The 19,264-nt window shown below is 42.2% G+C and carries 13 protein-coding genes and 2 CRISPR repeat arrays (1 of these 15 running past the window's edge); of the genes, 12 read left to right on the top strand and 1 reads right to left on the bottom strand.

The genetic code is table 11. The features are described from left to right. Window positions 1-253: direct repeats of the CRISPR family, unit length 25 nt; unit sequence CTTTCAATCCCGTTATGGGTTCAAC (it extends 1,686 nt beyond the left edge of the window). Between the two features lie 1,096 nt (window positions 254-1,349). The 5 genes from cas2 to crn1 all read left to right on the top strand — a co-directional run bounded on the left by cas2 (window position 1,350) and on the right by crn1 (window position 5,288). Then, the gene (gene cas2 / locus IC007_RS10585) at window positions 1,350-1,634 is read left to right on the top strand and encodes a CRISPR-associated endonuclease Cas2 (protein WP_054846540.1); all 285 of its coding nucleotides are present in this window, start codon (window positions 1,350-1,352) and stop codon (window positions 1,632-1,634) included. A gap of 189 nt (window positions 1,635-1,823) precedes the next feature. Next, on the top strand, window positions 1,824-2,360 hold the full coding sequence (gene cas4 / locus IC007_RS10590; protein ID WP_054846539.1) for a CRISPR-associated protein Cas4: 537 nt from the start codon (window positions 1,824-1,826) through the stop codon (window positions 2,358-2,360). Between the two features lie 946 nt (window positions 2,361-3,306). Beyond that, window positions 3,307-4,005, top strand: coding sequence for an ATP-binding cassette domain-containing protein (locus IC007_RS10595; protein WP_054846538.1), 699 nt, complete (start codon window positions 3,307-3,309; stop codon window positions 4,003-4,005). Continuing rightward, window positions 4,002-4,511, top strand: a complete 510-nt coding sequence (locus IC007_RS10600) for a hypothetical protein (protein WP_054846537.1) — start codon at window positions 4,002-4,004, stop codon at window positions 4,509-4,511. The genes IC007_RS10595 and IC007_RS10600 overlap by 4 nt, the downstream gene beginning before the upstream one ends. A gap of 276 nt (window positions 4,512-4,787) precedes the next feature. Beyond that, window positions 4,788-5,288, top strand: coding sequence for a CRISPR-associated ring nuclease Crn1 (gene crn1, locus IC007_RS10605; protein WP_054846536.1), 501 nt, complete (start codon window positions 4,788-4,790; stop codon window positions 5,286-5,288). Between the two features lie 1,541 nt (window positions 5,289-6,829). Here crn1 and cas4a read toward each other — a convergent pair. Beyond that, a complete protein-coding gene (gene cas4a, locus IC007_RS10610) occupies window positions 6,830-7,693 on the bottom strand; it encodes a type I-A CRISPR-associated protein Cas4/Csa1 (RefSeq protein WP_149528740.1) in 864 nt (287 codons plus the stop codon). A 746-nt stretch (window positions 7,694-8,439) separates the two neighbouring features. Then, a CRISPR array of direct repeats spans window positions 8,440-10,568; the repeat unit is 25 nt; unit sequence GTTGAACCCATAACGGGATTGAAAG. Window positions 10,569-10,739: 171 nt separating this feature from the next. Here cas4a and IC007_RS10615 point away from each other — a divergent pair. The 7 genes from IC007_RS10615 to IC007_RS10645 all read left to right on the top strand — a co-directional run bounded on the left by IC007_RS10615 (window position 10,740) and on the right by IC007_RS10645 (window position 19,261). After that, window positions 10,740-11,291 (top strand): hypothetical protein, encoded by a 552-nt coding sequence (locus IC007_RS10615; RefSeq protein ID WP_054846533.1) that lies wholly within the window; start codon window positions 10,740-10,742, stop codon window positions 11,289-11,291. A 1-nt stretch (window position 11,292) separates the two neighbouring features. Beyond that, window positions 11,293-12,360: a type I-A CRISPR-associated protein Cas7/Csa2 gene (cas7a, locus tag IC007_RS10620; protein ID WP_054846532.1), complete on the top strand. Its 1,068-nt coding sequence runs from the start codon at window positions 11,293-11,295 to the stop codon at window positions 12,358-12,360. 9 nt (window positions 12,361-12,369) lie between these two features. Then, the gene (gene cas5a, locus IC007_RS10625; RefSeq protein ID WP_054846531.1) at window positions 12,370-13,143 is read left to right on the top strand and encodes a type I-A CRISPR-associated protein Cas5a; all 774 of its coding nucleotides are present in this window, start codon (window positions 12,370-12,372) and stop codon (window positions 13,141-13,143) included. Further along, window positions 13,133-14,173 carry a hypothetical protein gene (locus IC007_RS10630; protein WP_149528741.1) on the top strand — a complete coding sequence of 347 codons (1,041 nt, stop codon included), beginning with the start codon at window positions 13,133-13,135 and terminating at the stop codon, window positions 14,171-14,173. Before cas5a ends, IC007_RS10630 begins: the two co-directional genes overlap by 11 nt. After that, window positions 14,146-15,681 (top strand): CRISPR-associated helicase Cas3', encoded by a 1,536-nt coding sequence (gene cas3, locus IC007_RS10635; RefSeq protein WP_054846529.1) that lies wholly within the window; start codon window positions 14,146-14,148, stop codon window positions 15,679-15,681. Before IC007_RS10630 ends, cas3 begins: the two co-directional genes overlap by 28 nt. Next, entirely contained in the window at window positions 15,678-16,397 is a 720-nt protein-coding gene (locus tag IC007_RS10640; RefSeq protein WP_054846528.1) for an HD domain-containing protein, read from the top strand. The genes cas3 and IC007_RS10640 overlap by 4 nt, the downstream gene beginning before the upstream one ends. Window positions 16,398-16,675: 278 nt before the next feature. Continuing rightward, complete coding sequence (locus IC007_RS10645; RefSeq protein ID WP_149528742.1) at window positions 16,676-19,261, top strand: HD domain-containing protein; 2,586 nt, start codon at window positions 16,676-16,678, stop codon at window positions 19,259-19,261. Window positions 19,262-19,264: the final 3 nt, after the last annotated feature.

The raw sequence follows: 19,264 nt of genomic DNA on the forward strand, positions 1-19,264 counted from the left end.
ACCGCTATTATCGCAGTATTGCCATTGCCATTACAGATACGCTTTCAATCCCGTTATGGGTTCAACAGTAGTAGGAGTAGGAGTAGGAGGAGTAGTAGGAGGAGTCTTTCAATCCCGTTATGGGTTCAACGAATTTTTTCACCTCCGCGGGGGAAATCCCGCAATTCTTTCAATCCCGTTATGGGTTCAACGTATCTGAGAAGCCACACTCCTCTATGGCAAGTTCTCCTTTCAATCCCGTTATGGGTTCAACTGAAGGTTTTATTTATCTCTATCTTCATCTTCTCCTTTCTCCCCTATAAATTTTACGTCTCCTCCATTACCTCACAATTCGACCCTTTTCCCCTTCCTTTCCTTACCGTAACCCGGTCGCATGGTGTTTTACACTAACTGAAAGAAACTACCCTATTTATAAATGTAAAACTAATCTAAGGATTTCGTTTCGGTCGCAAGGAGACTCGAACTTCATCGTTTATTATCTCCATGGAAAGATCGAACTATTAGATATAACTTAATTAAAAAATAGGTACATACTAATAAGACCTTTACAAAATCATAGATCCTTAAAAGTTTTGTATATGTAAAATTAGAAAAAGAATAATCTACATATATAAGAAATATAAAATTAGATAAATAATTAAAAAATTTACTAAAAACTAAATATCTAATACAAAATCTAATATTAATGATTTTACATTTAATACTGTAAGATTTACAATTTTAATAGATTGAAAAATAGTTGAAATTTTCGCTCTAGAAAAGCTAAGGACTAAACTTCAAATTTCATCAAAAAAGAACTTCCTAAACCAAGAACGTGCCTGTTATGACCACGTAGTGAAGGTTTTATCTTGATGGATTTAGGATTAATACTCATCATCAATAGCCTTATTTAGATGTTACACGGTTCAAGAACGACATAGATCGCTGAGACGAGATTAAGGTTAAGAACCCTTTAAATAATCATGTAGATACATATCTACGCTCTATACGATTCAAATGCCGATGTAGAAGTACAAAAAGAAGACAAGGAACTTTGATAACATCTTCGTTCTATACTATTCAGCATAAATTACTATTTACATAAGACGAAAGCCCCTTCGGCGGATGTCTACCGAGTCATGTAATTGACTAAACCCTGAACTGTGAATTTCTCTGTCATACACCATAAAATAGTCGTACATGTACCTCACTCGGGCTTCAGACTTCTCTCAACAATACCTTCTGTTCTCTCCTCCAAACGTACATCAAGCTAAGTTTAAAACAGAAGAGAATCCAAGAAAAGGTCCCACCCATAGATATCATGAAAAGCCCGAATCAAAACTTATTTCTTATAAATTACACTAAACTGCATGTTTTACGTAGTCTTCTACGATATAACCGATTCCAATCTCAGGCAAAAAGTCGCTTCCTTCCTTAAATCTAGGGGTTTAAGAAGGGTACAGTTGAGCGTCTTCGTTGGGGAGATGAACTCTTCAACCTTGAAGGACGTGAAATCGGGACTGTCCAGGCTTCATAGAACGTCTCAAGAAGGGGAAAGGTTCTCCGTCATGATAGTACCAACTACTGAGTCTCTCTTCTCCAAGAGAGTTTCAATCCCCAGTGAAGGCGTGGAAGACGATAAGGTAATTTGGTGAGTTCTGGGATAAAATACGATGAAATAGCCCAAACGGCTAAAGACTTACATGGGATTATTTTATCATTCATTACCACAATTACTAGTGAAGCTTTCATATCACCCGAGGTTAACTGGTCATTTCATTCATTTTCTCTTTTAAGTGAATCTAATATATTAACTAGTGAAAATACTCATGCAGTGATAGGTCTTGATAACCGGAACCACGGTGAAGCACTACGTTTACTGTCCAAGGATAGTACACTTGGAAGCTTTAGGTTTCAGGGAGAGGGTAACCCAGTACATGGTTGAAGGTAAGGAAAAGGAGGAGGAAGCATACGAAGACCTTAGCCCTAAACTTCCCTTAGAGAAGGGAAAGTTCTACTCAACCGAAGGTTTATCAGGGTTTCCCGACTTCATAGTGAGGGGACAATGGGTCTCACCTTTAGACGTAAAGGTGAGCAATAAGGTTAGGTTAGATCACAAGGCCGAGGTTCTTTTCTACTGCTACCTCATGGAACTTTCAGGGGAGAGGGTAAAGGAAGGCATGCTTTACTATTTACCCGTCAAAAAACTGGTAAGGCTAAACTACTCTTCTCAAGAAAGAGAATACGTTAAGAGGATAATTAAGGAAATAATTATAAGTAAAATTACGGATCCCAAGGTAAGACAGCCGGTTAGGAAGTGCCTCAATTGCGGGTTCAGGAGGTGGTGCAATCCTCGTTTGAAGTCCTTCGGAGAAGCGTAGACCGAAGCCTCAAGAAACGTTACTCATCCCCCGTCTAGAGAAATGACCTCGCCCCTGGGCAAGTTCGCAGTAATGTAACAAAACCGAAAGATGAAGCCCGATAGAAGTTTTGCAGTCCTCTTCATGTAATGACAAGACCGAAAGATGAAGAGGGACGTGTTCGGCGTCCATCTCCATGACACACAAGGTCATACTTGATAGAACTACTTGTGTGTCGTTTTTTACAAAGGGATGAAAGCCTCGACCCCTCTCGGTAGACCCAAAATCATTTAACTGAATATAATAACGGTTAATTAATAAATCAAAATTTCCTTATATATGGTAAAATACAACGGAAAAACTGATTTTATCTAAAATTTTTATAAGTTAGACACATTATTTTACTGTTTTATCTAAAAATTTTTAAGAAAATATCACAAGGATTCCTAGAATTATAATAGCTTTCTTAAGTAATACATATATATATTTGATCATTTGATAATGATTTTACTTTAAATTTTTACTTATTATAATAAAATTATATACTTCGACTGTTAAAATGATACGATATCTAGATATGAATTATTTCTGAGAATAGGTTTCGGGTCTACCTTTTACCCGGGGAAGTCAGTAATGAGCATTCAGCACTAACTACATTTTTAATATCAATTTTAGTAAAATTATACAAAAATACGGATAAGGGAGTAATAGATTTGCACTTATAGACGTGGGGATTCTAATAGAGAATTTTTATTCGTTTTCACCGTGTTATATTTAGGGATCATGGCTGTCATTGAGCGTAACGTTATTGTGGAGAAAGTACTTAAACGTAGAGAAAGGCCTAGAAGCCCCGGTGTTAGGTCTGCTAATTGGAGGTGGGGAAATAGATGATTGAAATCAAGACGCTTCACTAGTCATTAATGGTAGAACAATCCTGGATATCAGTGCTATAATTGACAACAACTCAGTGATTTTAGGGTCAAACGGTGCGGGAAAAACTTCACTTCTCAAGGCTATAGTCGGGCTGTACAAGGTAAATAAGGGGAGTATCCTTGTGAACAATTTTGACGTAACAAGAGGAAAAAAGCTTAACCTATTATCCACGAATTTGGAATCGGTTTATCATTTAGGTTCACTCAATATAGGTCAAACATATTCCGTATATTCTGAGGCATTTAATTGTGTAAAAGATGCGGGCAACCTTTACAACTTAGTTAGACCTAAGGGCGACACTCTATCCAGGCTTTCCACGGGGGAAAAGAAGTGGTTTACTACCGTGTTAGCCTTGTTCGCGGGCACTGAAGTGACTCTGCTGGACGAACCTTTTGAAGATCTAGACCCGGCTTTGGTTAAGTCCTTAGTAAACGCCGTGCTCTCCGTCAAGGGAAAACAGCTAATCATAACACTCCACAGCATTCACTTGCTTAAATACTTCAAAGACTGGGATTTGTTCTTCATGTTTAACGGGAAACTTTACGGGAAAGCCAAAGTGGAAGACGTGTTAGACTCATGCATAGTTTCAGGAGATAAGGAGAACTCGGTCTTAAAAGTCAGTGTGGGAGGAATGACTTACTCTATAGTTAAAGGCGACTGCGAGGGAGGAATTTCACTAAAAGAAATTAATAACCTAGATATACTTTATGACAGACTAAGGGAAGAAATATGAGAGGAGTGGAGAAGCTTGTCTTTATCTACGAACTTGGTAACCTAGTTAAATCTAAGTACATAATTCTCTTCCCGGTCTTGTACCTTGGTTTGTTCCTCGGGTTTATAGGTATTTTCGGTGCGCACGAACCTTTCAGTTTTTGGTTTCCTTTGCTCTTACTTCTACTTTCTGCTTTTCTTGCGTCTTTGTTCGTAAACACTCTGGGAATAGCTATAGGGTTGGCGACGGCTAGGTTTAATTCACCCAGCATAATCAATGCCTTACCTTCCATACCACTCATACTGTACATGATATCCCTGCTCCTACCAGAAAAGTTGCAACAATATAACCCGTTGACTGCCACCTTCGTCATGATGGGTTCCTCTCTCACAACAGAGGTCATTCCACGGGATCAAATCTTTTTATCTGCATTAGTAATAGTATCTACTGTGCTCGTTTTAATGATGGTCAACACTCTACTGGCGAGGAAATTAAGGGACATCAACCTATACGACTTGTTCAAATGAAGATATATACACAATATATATATGTAACAACTGGCTATCTTGATTTGTTTTCCCGTGAGTTCGGTTCAAATTTCTATCATAGACTACAGTTGAGATAATGATTATACGAAATGGCGTCCAGTTACGTCCAGTTTCAAATTAAGTGGGATTATTAGCTCTATGCAAGTTGTCTGTCTTCGTGTGAGCGTTTACACTGCCTTCTGAGCGTCGTTGTCTTCACGAACAGTCTCCTGAGTCCCCGTCATGATATAAAAGCGGGGATGTGACAATAAGGACATGAAGTTAGTTTCCACGCTGGGGACTACCCCCGGGGGAGTGGCAGAGACCTACCTTTCCTTATTGAGGGGAGACTACTCTGCACCTTTCCCCAGTTCTCCTCTCAAGATAGATGAACTCATAGTAGTCAGAACTAGAGGCACTGACGTGTCTTTCTCCGTCCTCTCAGCCATCTTTTCTAAGTGCGTATCTCCGATTCCGATGAGGGAAGTTATACTCTCAATCGAAGACGTTATGAGCCCGCAGGACTTCAAGGAGGTCAGGGAGAAGGTTAGATCCCTGCTCTCCCCTGGAGATTACCTGGACTTCACGGGAGGAAGGAAAGCGATAAGCGCAGCCTCTGTCCTAGCAGCGAGGGAGGCCGGAGCTCATCTGGTCACCACTACCGTAGATCAGGAAACGTATGCCAGAATGAACGACGCCATGAGGAGGATAGCCAAAGGTGAGGATGTAGACCCTTGTAACCTTTTAGCTAAGGGTAGAACCTTAGTCTTCTTTTGACATCTTGAGGACTGACATCTTGAGAACTAGAGGGATTTCTTTCCTCCGCATCGGCAAGGACTTTGAGGTCAGCCACAGAAGTTCTGTTCACTCAGCACCTTCATTAACAGCAACTGTCTTTGAGGTCAAGGAATGATAAACATTGTCACGATGATTGTAGACACCAGCGGCAATGCCTTGAGAGTTCCCTCCTCTTCATGTTAACACGCTGACGTCCCTTCACGCTCACGTAATTCCAGAAGGGGAAATGCACTTACGGTGAAGACTTAAGAATTCGAGGAAGAGACGTACTCAGCTCTCGTGAGCAGGGACATAGAATGACGTTGTTGGGTCGTCTTTTCCTCTTAGTCTTTACCCCCATTTCCCGCTGGTCATAGTCGCCCGTTGGACTATTTTCCTCTTAGCCCGAGAGAATAGGTCAAAGTTTAATTGCGCATGCTCGTCATGACACCCTTAGTTTAACCAAGTCTACTAGATACCTGATAGGAGAGGAATTACAAGTCCCTAGGCTCCACTTCACGGTATCAACTGCGGGCCACGTCCTAAGTTAGGACCGTTTCTCGATGACGTGTTGAGGTGTCGTTGCTATCCTTACTTCTAGTTAGCGTGAAAACTAAAAGGCAAACAGCTTAGGGTGTTCAAGTGAGTAACTAAGCTATTACTACGAAAACTGGTTCATCTCTTTGTAAAGAAGCTGAAACTTGTTATAATTAGAAATCTAGTTATGTGACTTTTAGAGTTTCTTGTCACTCTTGTAATTTTAAAATAGACGACATTAAACCTCTCGAGAGTAATTGAGTTAGTTCCCTCCTTCTCATGTACTTGATTTGACAACATGGGAAGAGGTTCATTCGCCCTGAAGATACAAAAGGTGAGACACTCACTTCCCGTAGAGATACCATCAAGTGAGATAAGAAAGTTATATAAAATAGATTCCTTTGAAAACACCTAATAACTATCCATGCATTTCTCTTGATAAAAAGATGGTAAAGACAACTCGCTCTCCATGTGAGTGTGGGAGTGGAGTGTTAGGGGTCCTCTCCTGTGGCGGGAAGATAGAACTGTCGATGAACGGTATGTCACTCTTTTGGAGTGAAACCGTGGGAAGACTGAACAACACATGGTCAGTCTAGATGTATCTCCTACACCTCGTTGTGAAGCTTGGTCGGGTCGAGGATCGTTGATAGTTTTCCCGCTACGTCTCCTCACCCGTGGTACTGGCGATCCCTGGTGCGAGTACCTACACGGAAGAGGACTCTGTCGGTTTCTCGACCCTACACAGTATGAAGGTGTGCGGATATGCGGGTCTGTGAGTTTCCTGACCCTGTTACACTCCTGCAGTACCGTGTAGAAGCTTGGATTCCCGGCTTAGAGGTTCGATAGTAATTCTGTGTTAAGTACCATGATCGGAACTAAATTCCGTTTTTCCCCTTGATAACGAGAGACAACTGTAGTTCATAACATGTACGACTTGACTATCGCTGAACTCCCCTTGGTAACCAGAGACAACTGTCGAGAGCGCGAATTCTCTAGCAACATAATTAAGGATTACATACCTTCAAGAAGGGACAATCTTGGTCGCACCTCTTTGGCTTTTCCGGCTCCACTCCGTTCTCTATGGATTCCATTACCTTGTCCCTCATCTGGAGAAACTCGTCCCTCAGGTAGTCCCCCACTTGTACAAGCCTACAAGAGTCGAACACTCTCCCTTCCTTTACTTGGACGTAACAGAGGTATCCAAAGTCCATGGGGTATTCGAACATGCTCTCATAAGCTAAAGCGTAACCCGTCAAAGCCAACTCGTGTTGTCTCCTAGGTTTACCCGTCTTCATTTCTGCTATCATGGGTACGTGTGGGATGAACGCGTCAGCCCTCACCCCGTTGTGGAGGCCCACCAGCGTACCGTCAAGGGGGAACTCCACCGAGAACGGGACCACCATGGAGGCAAGCGAGTCCCTTGAGAAGTAAGGTGACCGTCCCTTTGCCTTGTCCAACTCAGCTGAGTACGTGTTAACTACCCTGTCCCAAATAGCCTTTGCTAGGGTTAAGTCTTCTACCTTTAGGGAGTAGAACTCGTCCTCCATGAGAGTCCTGAGTCTGGCCCCGTTCAAGTCCTCCTCGTAGATGAGTCTCTTTACTGTCTCAATCCCCTTGGCATAAACCTCGTGAACTGATGCGCCGGGGAGGGGCTTAACCTCAACTTTCTTTCCCGTGTACTTGAGGAAAGCGAACCTACCCGTGGGACAGAGCCCGTTAGTGAGGTCGGAAACACCGAGAGTCATAGTCGAGGGAGGGTAGACCGGAGGTTCGCTCCAATTCCACCCCCTCAGTTCTTCAGAAATAGAGCGGGGGGTACTACGCGTCCTCCTTGAGAGGAGCATCACGTCTGAGAGAGTGAAGAACATCGGATTATAATAATTTCTAGAAGGAAAAAGTTTTCCCTCCGTCTATTGACGATCACGTGATGAGGGGAAAGGCTTTCCTCCTAAAGGACGGTGGGAGTAGAGCATGGATAACTTTAACCGGAGCGTGAACAGCGAGACGAGGCCACGGAAGCACATGGGACAATGAGGGGAGGGCTTTCCTCACGGTGAAAGGCTTATCATGTAAGGAGATTTATCAAGAGGAAGGTTTATGAACAAATATATTTAACAGAGTGTAACTTTTATTTAAAAAAATATATATGTAAATAAATATAAAAATATTAAGTTTTATTATTCCTTTACTAAAATGAGATACAGATATCTTAATGTAATTCAGTAGCCTTTACGATTCTCTTAATCCATCTATTCTTATAAAGTATTTTAAAGCAAGATTTGTATTTTATTTTAAGTACAAGTTATAAAATGAGAAGAGAAAACTATTTTATTATGATTTAAATCTTTATATGATTAAAAGATTGGTAAGTTCGATCTTTCCATGGAGATAATAAACGATGAAGTTCGAGTCTCCTTGCGACCGAAACGAAATTCTTAGATTAGTTTTACATTTATAAATAGGGTGGTTTCTTTCAGTTAGTGTAAAACACCATGCGACCGGGTTACGGTAAGGAAAGGAAGGGGAGAAGGGTCGAATTGTGAGGTAATGGAGGAGACGTAAAATTTATAGGGGAGAAAGGAGAAGATGAAGATAGAGATAAATAAAACCTTCAGTTGAACCCATAACGGGATTGAAAGGTAGAATATGCATATGCCGTGGTTCAACTGCCACGGCAAATGTTGAACCCATAACGGGATTGAAAGAGGTATTATCACTGTCTTCCCTAACGCTAGCATCTCAAGGTTGAACCCATAACGGGATTGAAAGAAACAATATAATGCCTTGTATGTATGGCAACAAATACAATGTTGAACCCATAACGGGATTGAAAGTAAAAAATAAAACTTCTTAGAACGTATCCGTGCTCTTGTTGAACCCATAACGGGATTGAAAGGAAAAGCGATACGTAGTGTTGTGTCAACACGCGGGTCGGTTGAACCCATAACGGGATTGAAAGCAAAAATAAAAATACCAAATCTCACAATCCCATCATCTCCGTTGAACCCATAACGGGATTGAAAGATACCTAACTTAGGGCATAAGTCGTTAAGACCCGATAGAGTTGAACCCATAACGGGATTGAAAGTGAAATTGTTTTAGCAACGTGGTGTTAAGTGTCATGTAAGTTGAACCCATAACGGGATTGAAAGTTTCCAGCTCACTCTCGAGTTGCAACGCTTTGACATATGGTTGAACCCATAACGGGATTGAAAGTTGTCATAATACTCAGGTAGCTTTTCATATTTATTGATGAGGTTGAACCCATAACGGGATTGAAAGATGTATTTGTCAAGATTTAGTTTATCTAACTTGTTTGCAAGTTGAACCCATAACGGGATTGAAAGACAGAACCGTTATTCAGGATAAAGTACTGGTCTCCACCCGTTGAACCCATAACGGGATTGAAAGATTCCATGCTACCCCTGGGTAGGGCTGTAGCACATTCAGTTGAACCCATAACGGGATTGAAAGTCTGGAACTCATTTATAGCTTCAATATCCAAATCGTTATGTTGAACCCATAACGGGATTGAAAGCTCATAGCCGGAGAACATATGATAATCATCGGTCCTCCGGGTTGAACCCATAACGGGATTGAAAGTTAAATAGTTCATTTCCGACTGAATCAGTATTTGTATCCATGTTGAACCCATAACGGGATTGAAAGATTATCAGTGTATTGGTATTCGAATACGCTGTTAAGTTCGTTGAACCCATAACGGGATTGAAAGTGTTCCAAGTACCACCAAATTCATCCATGACAATACCAGTTGAACCCATAACGGGATTGAAAGACGGTCAAGCTAGTGCCGATTCTTATCTCGCCTCCTCGGTAGTTGAACCCATAACGGGATTGAAAGAGTTAGTCAATCCGAAATATATTTTTAATATTACAAATGTTGAACCCATAACGGGATTGAAAGTTAATCAGTTTGTTAATATGAAAATTAAGTAAATTATACGTTGAACCCATAACGGGATTGAAAGTGATATATTCCGACATAGAGCATTACCGTCATATTTTAGTTGAACCCATAACGGGATTGAAAGGTGTGTCAAAAGATGTCATGTTTTCTTGATTTTGATTTTGTTGAACCCATAACGGGATTGAAAGCGTCCAGCTCGGCTCGTGCGGGGGATAGGCGTACACCATGTTGAACCCATAACGGGATTGAAAGCAGTTTATGCGGGTAAAAGCGGTTTCCTGATATCTAGTTGAACCCATAACGGGATTGAAAGGATAGAAGCCTCTTCGGCTTCTATCGTGTATTTATCCCGTTGAACCCATAACGGGATTGAAAGTTAGCTATACCGTATCTTTGTCTGTCGATATATTTGTTGAACCCATAACGGGATTGAAAGTAAGGTAGGAATACGCCTTAGCCCCCCGTATCCCGTTGAACCCATAACGGGATTGAAAGATACTTACTTTGATTTGGGTTTGGGTTTGGGTCGCCATGTTGAACCCATAACGGGATTGAAAGTTTTCTGACACTCATCATGACAGTGAGGGGCATGACAGCGTTGAACCCATAACGGGATTGAAAGTCTCCTTCTCTCATATATTGTTTTGGATTTTACTTTTTCGTTGAACCCATAACGGGATTGAAAGTTCAATGAAATAGGTCCGGTTAACGTTACCCTTGATTCGTTGAACCCATAACGGGATTGAAAGTACTCTTCCAGGGTATTGATCAGTTCGTTGAGTTCTTTCTTGTTGAACCCATAACGGGATTGAAAGCTTCGCTATTTCCTCTCTACCTATGACAAACCCTCTTAGGATAGACTCATAACGGAATTTTAGCAAGATTTAGTCTAAGTTTGCGATTCACGTCCATTTTATAAAAATCAAGATATATAAAAGAACCAAAAATAATAATAGTTATTAAACTCCTTTATTTCAAGTATGTATATGCAAAAGTATAATGAGTATAAGGAGGGAGACGAGTTAGCAAAAGTCTTGGCCCTTCTTCTATATGTTCAGAGAGAATATTCCTATATTGATAAATTATCTCAGTCAGCGTCCAAGGATCTAGCATTGTACCACACGAGGGAAGCGTTGAGGGACTATAACTCTCTCTTGAACAGTGGGAAGATCAACGATCCCGAGGCCATCAACCTATCGAAAAGCATCAGATTCGACGCAGTTAATAAGGAGCTTGCCTTTATCAGGGCCATTAATTCTCTACCAGAATTAAGGGAGACCGTATCATATATTTCCGCCTCCGCATTAACCTTAGCAGCTAAGATGAAGGTTTCAAGGGAGTACTTATTGGCAAGTAATGCACTAAATCACCTTAAGTCAAGAGGTATTCAGGTTTCTGATCCAGAAAAGTTGTCTCAGGAACTCGAAATCCATAAACAGGATTTATCACAGGAACTGGATGTAGATGTCTCAGCTATAGAATCGCTGTCTCAGAACAAGAGCTTGATGTCTTATCTATTCAAGAAAGGTGAGGAATGAGATGTACGTTTCAGTTAGGGGCAGGGTATGGCTTGAAGTTGAGGCGGCCAACATGGTTGAGAGCGTCGGTAACTATGTTAAGCATAGGAGGGTTCCCGTGGTCGTGAAAGAGAAGGACGGGAATTTCATGACTTTCTTCGTCCCTTCCATTTCGGGAGAGAGCGTGGCCCATTCGTACCAGTTAATCTTAGCCGAAGCGTTGAAGAAGAAGGGGCAGAAGGTCTGTAAGTACTGTGAGAAGGGTATATTCCTTAAGAGTACCAATAAGGAAATATACAAGGAGGTCACTGGAAACGACCCGCCTAAATCAGGCAAAAAGGGAAGCGAGAGTGTACAAGCAGCTAATGAAATAGAGGAGAACATAATCAAAAGCTGTGGCGTAGAAGACGTCGGAGGTTTCTTGTTCGCCGAGAACCCCAACGTGAAGAGAACATCCGCTTTCAGTACAGGCTACATGATACCAGTCAAGGAATCCCTGAGCGTGACCTCGATAGATCCTCAACTTCACAGCAGATATGCGTTGGGTACAAAGTTCGTGAACATGGGCGAGGAGAGCAGTAGCTCTGGACAAATGATCTACTACGTGGAGGTATCCTCAGCTATGTTCTCTTTCTCCTTCGACATAGACACTAAGTTCATAGGCAAGTACACGTTTAGTGTGGATAATTACGGTAAAGTAATAAAAGACATGAGTGAAAATGATGTTAAGTCAAGGATAGAAGCCTCCCTTGAGGCTCTGAAGAGGTTCCTCCTCGAGTTCCCCGTAGGGGCGAAGAGGACTAGGTTCAACCCGTCCGACGTTAGTTGGGACTCAATAGGAATTGCAGTCTCAAACGAGGTGTGGACGATGCCTAGTAGCTTTACCGAGGACTATTTAAAGAGAGCAAGGATCAAGAGAGAAAAAGTATCATACGAAACTGAGATTCACGCTTACTCTGAAAACACGGAGACGAAGGAAGAAGTTTCCCCTAATGAAATGAAGAGTTACGACTCAGCCGAGGAGGCAATAGTTTCCGCGATCGAGAACGCAGAGAAACGAGTTTCCGCGATCGAGAACGCAAAGAAATGAGGCTAAAGCATGAAGGGTTACGTGTTTGACGTGGAGTATTGTTGGGGCTTTCAGGCGAGAATAGCGGGGATGTCCAAGACCTCGTCGTCTTACCTTTTCCCCCCGCCCAGCACCATCCTCGGTGCTATAGCGGAGTCATATAACGTCAGAAAAGGCAGGTCAGAAAGCGAGAGTGTGTCCACTGTTGTAAAGCTATCCAAAGAGATCCTTTCTCTTACTTTCAAGTCTTTGAACGCCATCCCGATTTCATTTCAGGATCTGAACAAGGTGATCGCGATCAGGACTTCTGCTGGTGAAGAGTACCCTTCTACTGTGGAGGTCTACAAGTCCTTCGATGCCCCAGCCAGGGGAAAGACTATCCTCTCTTCCTTGGATGATAGTCCTCCATCCCTCAGAGTTGTCCTGATAGTTAGGGACTCTGACATCACCGTTGATGATCTGTGGAGGATAAAGAGGATTGGGAGCAAGGAGAGTTTAGTTTCGGTAACCAACGTTAATGAACACGATGTGAAGGGAGTAGGTAAGGAGTTTGAGACAGACTTTGCCATCCCAGTATTGGACGAAGTAGAAATTCACAGCCTAGGGGAGTTTCTCTATCAATTTTACGTTCCTGTTGACGGGGGAAGCTTAGTGGACTCTCCGTGGAAGATGTACGTAGAGTCTAAGACAGTAAAATACATGATCGGGCTTCCGTTCAGAGATTATAAGGTAGCCGTGAAGGTCAAGGGCAAATACACTGGATACAAGGTAGGTGAAGAGGTAGTGATGGGAATTGAAAGTTAACTTTCCTCCTGACTCCTCAATACTCTCCTCGATGATCTACGAAGGGTACATTTACGTTTTGAGTATCTGCAGAAATGATCCATCACCTGAATGCCTTCAAGGTCTCTGGAGAAATAAAGTGCAATTTTACTTCACAGGAAACGACGTAAAGCATACTCTGAAAAGGATTTCTGCTCAAATTCCTCAGTGCAAACAGATTGACGCTAAGCTGGAGTCATTAGCAGAGTGTCTATCCCTCATCACACCCGACCTTGAAGTTAGCATGAAGGTGAACGAGGACGTCTTTGTAGGGCACAATCTCGAAATGAAAGAGAACTGGCTTAGCTTTCAGATCATGAAAGTAGACAGATATATGGGAATATCAAGCATGGAGAGCGGGCTTATGAAGAAGCAGGTTACATGTTTCACAGACTTGTCAGGAGCGTATCTCTTCTTTTTAGGGCTCATCTCCTCGAGCGTGGTCACTATAGGAAATGACTATTATTTTCTCCTATTCGACACTTCGCAGGTACCAGACTGTCTAGCCAATCCTTTAGCATGGTTCTCAGTGAAGGATCAGCTAAAGGCAGACTTAAGAAACGCCCTCAAGAAGGTCGGGAGGGTTTCGGAGGAGATAATTTCCCTGGAGTCCCTCCTGGACAGTTCCGTGATATCTGCAATGATGTCAAATCGACTAGAGCGGGTGAACCTGAGGTTGTTGAAGATCTCCAGTGAGGGGAATACGTATAAGGTGTATAACGATTTCCCAATAACTATGCTGAACATGAGGATATATCAAAACATGAAACTGGTGAAGTCCTTGCAAAAACTCGTGAACTTACTCATAATACCTGCGTCGGATTTCCTTAACGGGAGAGATAAGAAAGGCGACGGTTATCACGCTTACATGGCACTAAAGTACGTGTACATGTTCCTGACCTCGGATAACTCTACATATCTGAACATGGCAGTGAGGGAGCTCCACGAGGCGAATAAAGCGAATGAAAAGGGCGGATACCTGAGATGGATAACTTATCTTATTATGAGGTAGTCAAGGAGTCCCTGGGACTCAAGGAGAGGCCCTTCCTAGATCACGTGATGTCTTCAATTCAGGATGGAAACTACTTCGTCTTGGCACCCACTGGGTACGGCAAGACTGCCATATCAATGGCGCTCTCCATGAGAGAGATAGAGGATGGCTTCAAGATAGTCGTGTCATACCCCCTTAGATCACTCATTGAACAACAGTCATGGAAGTTCCAAAACTTCATGAGGATGAGGGGCTACATTGACGTTATCGGGGTGAGGTACATGGGAAGGGCAGATTCACCTTACTTGGTTCACCCGGTTACTCTTACCACTGTGGATAACTTATCCCTCATGTCCTTGGGTCTATCTCCCGAGGATACCCAGAAAGTATACAAGGAATATCATGGGACGACCTATGGCTCCCTGGGACATTACATGTTCTCATGGGCCTCAGTTTTCACCGCGTCTCACGTCTTCGATGAGGTACATCTTTTGGCGGATAGGACTAAGTCGCTTTCCTTCCTTATGACCTTTCTGAGGCTTAGCAAAACGTTCGGGAATAACGTGATCTCCATGTCAGCTACCTTACCCAAGTCTTACAGAGGGATCCTCTCGCAACAAGCTAAGTTACTTGAGTTCAAGGAATGCTACGATAAGGAGTTCTCCAGAGAAAGGGAGAGTAAGAGATACAGAATCGAGCTCAAGGGAATAAGGAATGACAAGTTAAATACTCTGAAGTCTGTCCTGAAAGACCTCAAGAAAGACTTCAGGAAGGCGTTGGTTATCTTCAATACCGTCAATGATGCCATAGAGTTCTACAGAAGTATAGAAGGGGAGAAGAAAGTCCTCATACATTCTAGATTCTCGGACGAGGATAGGAAAAAGAAGGCCATCGAGGTGGAGACAATGAGTGAAGGTATAGTCGTTGGGACTCAAGCAGTGGAGGCGGGACTGGACTTCTCATCAGATTTGATAATTTCTGAGCTATGCCCAGCAAACTCTCTTATCCAAAGGTTCGGTAGGTTCCTTAGAAAAGATGAGAAGAAAGGTAAAGCGATAGTGTGGTACGAGGAAGGGAAAGAGGACGGAGTTAGGTACAAGGTTTACGAAGGAGAGTTGGTCAGAAGAACCCTGGATTACCTGAGTTCAAACCAGGACATCAATCTACACATAGGTTATGAGAGGTTCCTCGATCACGTCTATTCTTCCCCTCCTGAGGTGGACTACAACCTGATGGAGAAAATAGTTAACGTGATCACTAACCTGAGCAATCCTTCAGAGTCTGCCATGGACCTCCTGATAAAGATGGATGGGAGTCTCGTGAGGGAGGGAGATGTCCTGACAGCTTTGTCAAGCGACGGGGTGGAGGTTCCTGTAAACTTCAACTACATAAGGAATAACTGCGTTAAAGCATTTAACGGAAATGAAGAGAGGAGGTGCCCTCGTAGCGAGAAGGAAGCTGTAATCTACTCATTGGAGGGTTTCAAGTATAAGGTAAATTCTGCCTATACGGAGGTGGGTCTTCCGTGATCTACAGCTTCTATGATCCTCCTGTGGAGGAGAGATTAAAGGATCATATTAACCTAGCTTTGAGTAACATTAACGCTGAAGGAAGATTGATCAGGCAAGGCATGAAGCTGACCGACGACTTCTTGAAGATCCTGCGTCTGTCTATAATATTCCACGACTTCGGTAAAGTGGTTTTCAACCAACACGCCTTCAGAGAGGGTAAGAGACTTACCTTCCCTGGGCATGAGGTTATTTCCTGCTGGGCGGTTTACAGACATTTCAATGTAGGTCAATACCTCAAGGACGAAATAACGGGCAGAAAGTTAATCGCTCTATCTGTGTTGATGCATCACCACCCAATGGAACTTAGGGAGAGGATTAACATCTTGAAGAAGAACGAGATGGAAGTAGACGAGGAGACCTTTAATCTATTCTGGGAAGAGTTAAACGATATTTATATTGATAATGTGAGACTAAATAGAGTGAATGTATCTGAGATTGCGTGGGAAACTCAGAGGATCTATGTAGAGCTATGGAAAGAGATCTGGATGAACTCCAGTCCAAAAATTAGGAAGATATTTCTCCTCAATCTTCAAGGGTTAGTTGCATGTGACTACACTTCAGCTAATAAGCTCAGGGGTGGAGATAAGGGGTTCATAAACGTCATAAGGAAATTCAACGATTCATTCATGAGTTCCAGACAAGGGATGGGGAGAGAAGACCGGGACCACACATAAAGACTCTTACCTTAATAATCCCCTAAGAGACTTCCTCAGCGGATATACATTGTTATGTTCACTTCTTAACTTAATACCATAATATATTGACTTTTATCTACAATAATAAATATATAGTCTAAAATATTAATATAGAGATTTTATAGTTAGTATTAATTCTATATTATTCTTATTTTGTATTTACATTTCATATAAGTTTATTTAAAAATATAATTGATTAACATGGGTGTCACGAGAAATAGTAAAGTTAAATTATCTTCACTTACACTACTCTGCTAATGAGTTCTGCGAACTATGTCAGACCTGATCCGTTAACTTTCAAGGTAATAAGAAAGAGCACTTCTCGTGAATCTGAGGAAATTAGAGAGAAGGTAAGAGAATGTTGGAAAGAGAACCTTGATTACTGGAAGAAAGGAGAAAAAGGAAAGGCACTAAACCTGACAGCAGATTGCATAGTGAATGAGATAAAGGAAGAGATCAGACTTTATCATAAGGAATTAGAAATAGGGAAAAGTTACGATGTTCCTTTCGTTATTCTACCGGCTGATACGCGGTTCCCGGGTTTCCTCAATAGTATAGGAGATCACATGATTACGACATCAGCCTTCGCTGTAAGTGTAGCCCTCTCTATGTACGACAAAGGGCTTCTAGGCGATGTCATATATCCATTTTTAGGAAATAATTCATGTGATAGAGAGATTTTAAGGGGTTTCATAAGACTGGCTGCCTTACTTCACGATTTAGGTAAGATGCCTCCTTGTAACCACGCGGAAAGATCATATGAATATGTCAAGAATATTTTCAGAGAAGACGGGGAGCTCGCTGAAGCGTTGGCCTTAACTGCATCTCGTCATCACTACGGTAGATATACCTCTCAAGATAGAAGGCCTTCTAATATTCTAGAGTTGATCGTAGCTTTCGCCGATAAGGTTTCATCGTCGTCGAGATCCATAGTTTTCAGGGAGACCGACTTAAACAGTGGGAAGGATAGCATGATGAATTTTTTAAGAAGAGCTCGTGGTTTCAAGGAAATCGGGTACAATATAGGAAGCGATGAAGACCTCAAGAGAATAGAGGACCTAATAAGAGACGGGCATGTAGAGGAAGACGAGGACTTTTCAGGAGTGAGGACTTACGGTTTTCTAGACAAGGATGAAAATGCCTCTCTCAGGGTAAACAGTAGACTCGTAAACGCTGAACGAGAACTCATAGGAGAAAAGGGGGAGGGAAAACTCGTCTCCATGTATTTCTTTGAGATTCCCTCAATAAAGAGTTACGTAAGCAGGGGAACATCCCTTAAGGTGTACGCTGGTTACAGTCTGCTCATAGATTACTTGAACCACGAGATCTCAAGGCGAATACAGGAGAAAGTGGGACCAGAATGCGTCATCTCGGATGAAGGTGGCTCGGTTCTGGCTATAACGCCTTCTACTTTCAAAACAGAGGAAATTCTAACCGGAGTTCTGGATCCTGAAAAGGGCGAACTTAGGTTCTTTAAGTACAGAGACTTCAAGGAAGACTTTCTGCTTTCAGAATTCTTCCTTGGACCTAAGGAAGTGTGGGAAGGCTGGGGAGAAAAGTCCCCTTATTTGAGGGACTCAGTGAGGAGTTTTGGGTCACTAGTATCGAAGTTTCTCTCACATGCGTCATCGAGCGAGATTAAGCCGTCCTCTGAGCTAGGAAAGGAGAGAAGGATTCCCATCAATAACACTTGTAAGGAGTGTAAAATGAACCCTAAGGAGGAAGGAGATCTATGCGGTGCGTGTAAGTTAGCTCAAGATATGTATGTAGAGTTCAGAAATAGCGTCCAGTCCCTGCTTGGAGGTGAAGATAACCCAGGGAAGAGAGTGGAGGTCCTAAGGGCTTTCAACATCATAAGGGAATTAATACACGATCTGAAAGAAAGCGGGAAAGACGTTGTGGGAATTAAAGTGCCGATAACTGTTGATGAGTGGGATGAGAACCATGGTGGGTCAGGGTGGATAGCCTTCTTTGACGCCGATGGAGACAATTTCGGAAAACTTAAGAGCAACGCGACGACCTTGACCCAGTACATAGCAATCCTGAACGGGCTTAGCTTTTACATCTATTACTCTATAGAAAGAGGACTTTTATATACAATTGAAAAGAAGGGGGAGGTAAACTTCGTTCCTCTCGTCCTTGGAGGGGACGACATTATTTTCTTATTCAGAGGAGACGACGTCTTTCTTTTCTCTGAAGGAATGGATATGGCGTTAAAGAACGCAACCTATTCTAGAAAAGGAGGTGAACTTGAGAGGAAAGCTACTGATGCAGACCCTTATATGTGGTTCGGAATCTCTGCAGGGATATTCCTCAGTAACAAGGTAGACTATCCTTTCATATTAGGGAAGGAAGAAGCTGAGAGGCTCCAAGGTATATCGAAAGAGTACTCCAAAACTAAAGTTCAACCCAAGTTAAAGGGAGCAGGTTTAATCACCAGCTTTCTATCCTCGAAGTTCGGAGGAACAGAAGAAGTTTCCTCCTTCCCCGGTCTAGTGTTATCGAGGGAGGACGTCAAGGGATTGTCAGAATACATGTCTGAGTTTTGCAAGTCTGGGCTAAACACTAAGAATATGAGGGAACTTCTGAAGTATATCAAGGAAGATAAGATTTCGCTCACCTATAGAGTCTTTAGATCTAAGGGAACCGATATAGTGAAACTGTTCCTGGAAATGTTCAACGAATTACAAGACGAGGAACTACTACGTAAGCTCGTCATAACATTTATCTCAGTGCTCGAGCCTATGGAAGATATGCCGATCTCTGCAGGGAATGAAAAATTAAAAAAGGATGAAATTTGCACCTTCTTTAATGAACTCGAAGCTAAGGCTCAATCGAGGTAATTC

Origin of the sequence: Sulfuracidifex tepidarius (genome assembly GCF_008326425.1) — an archaeon.
Lineage (GTDB): Archaea > Thermoproteota > Thermoprotei_A > Sulfolobales > Sulfolobaceae > Sulfuracidifex > Sulfuracidifex tepidarius.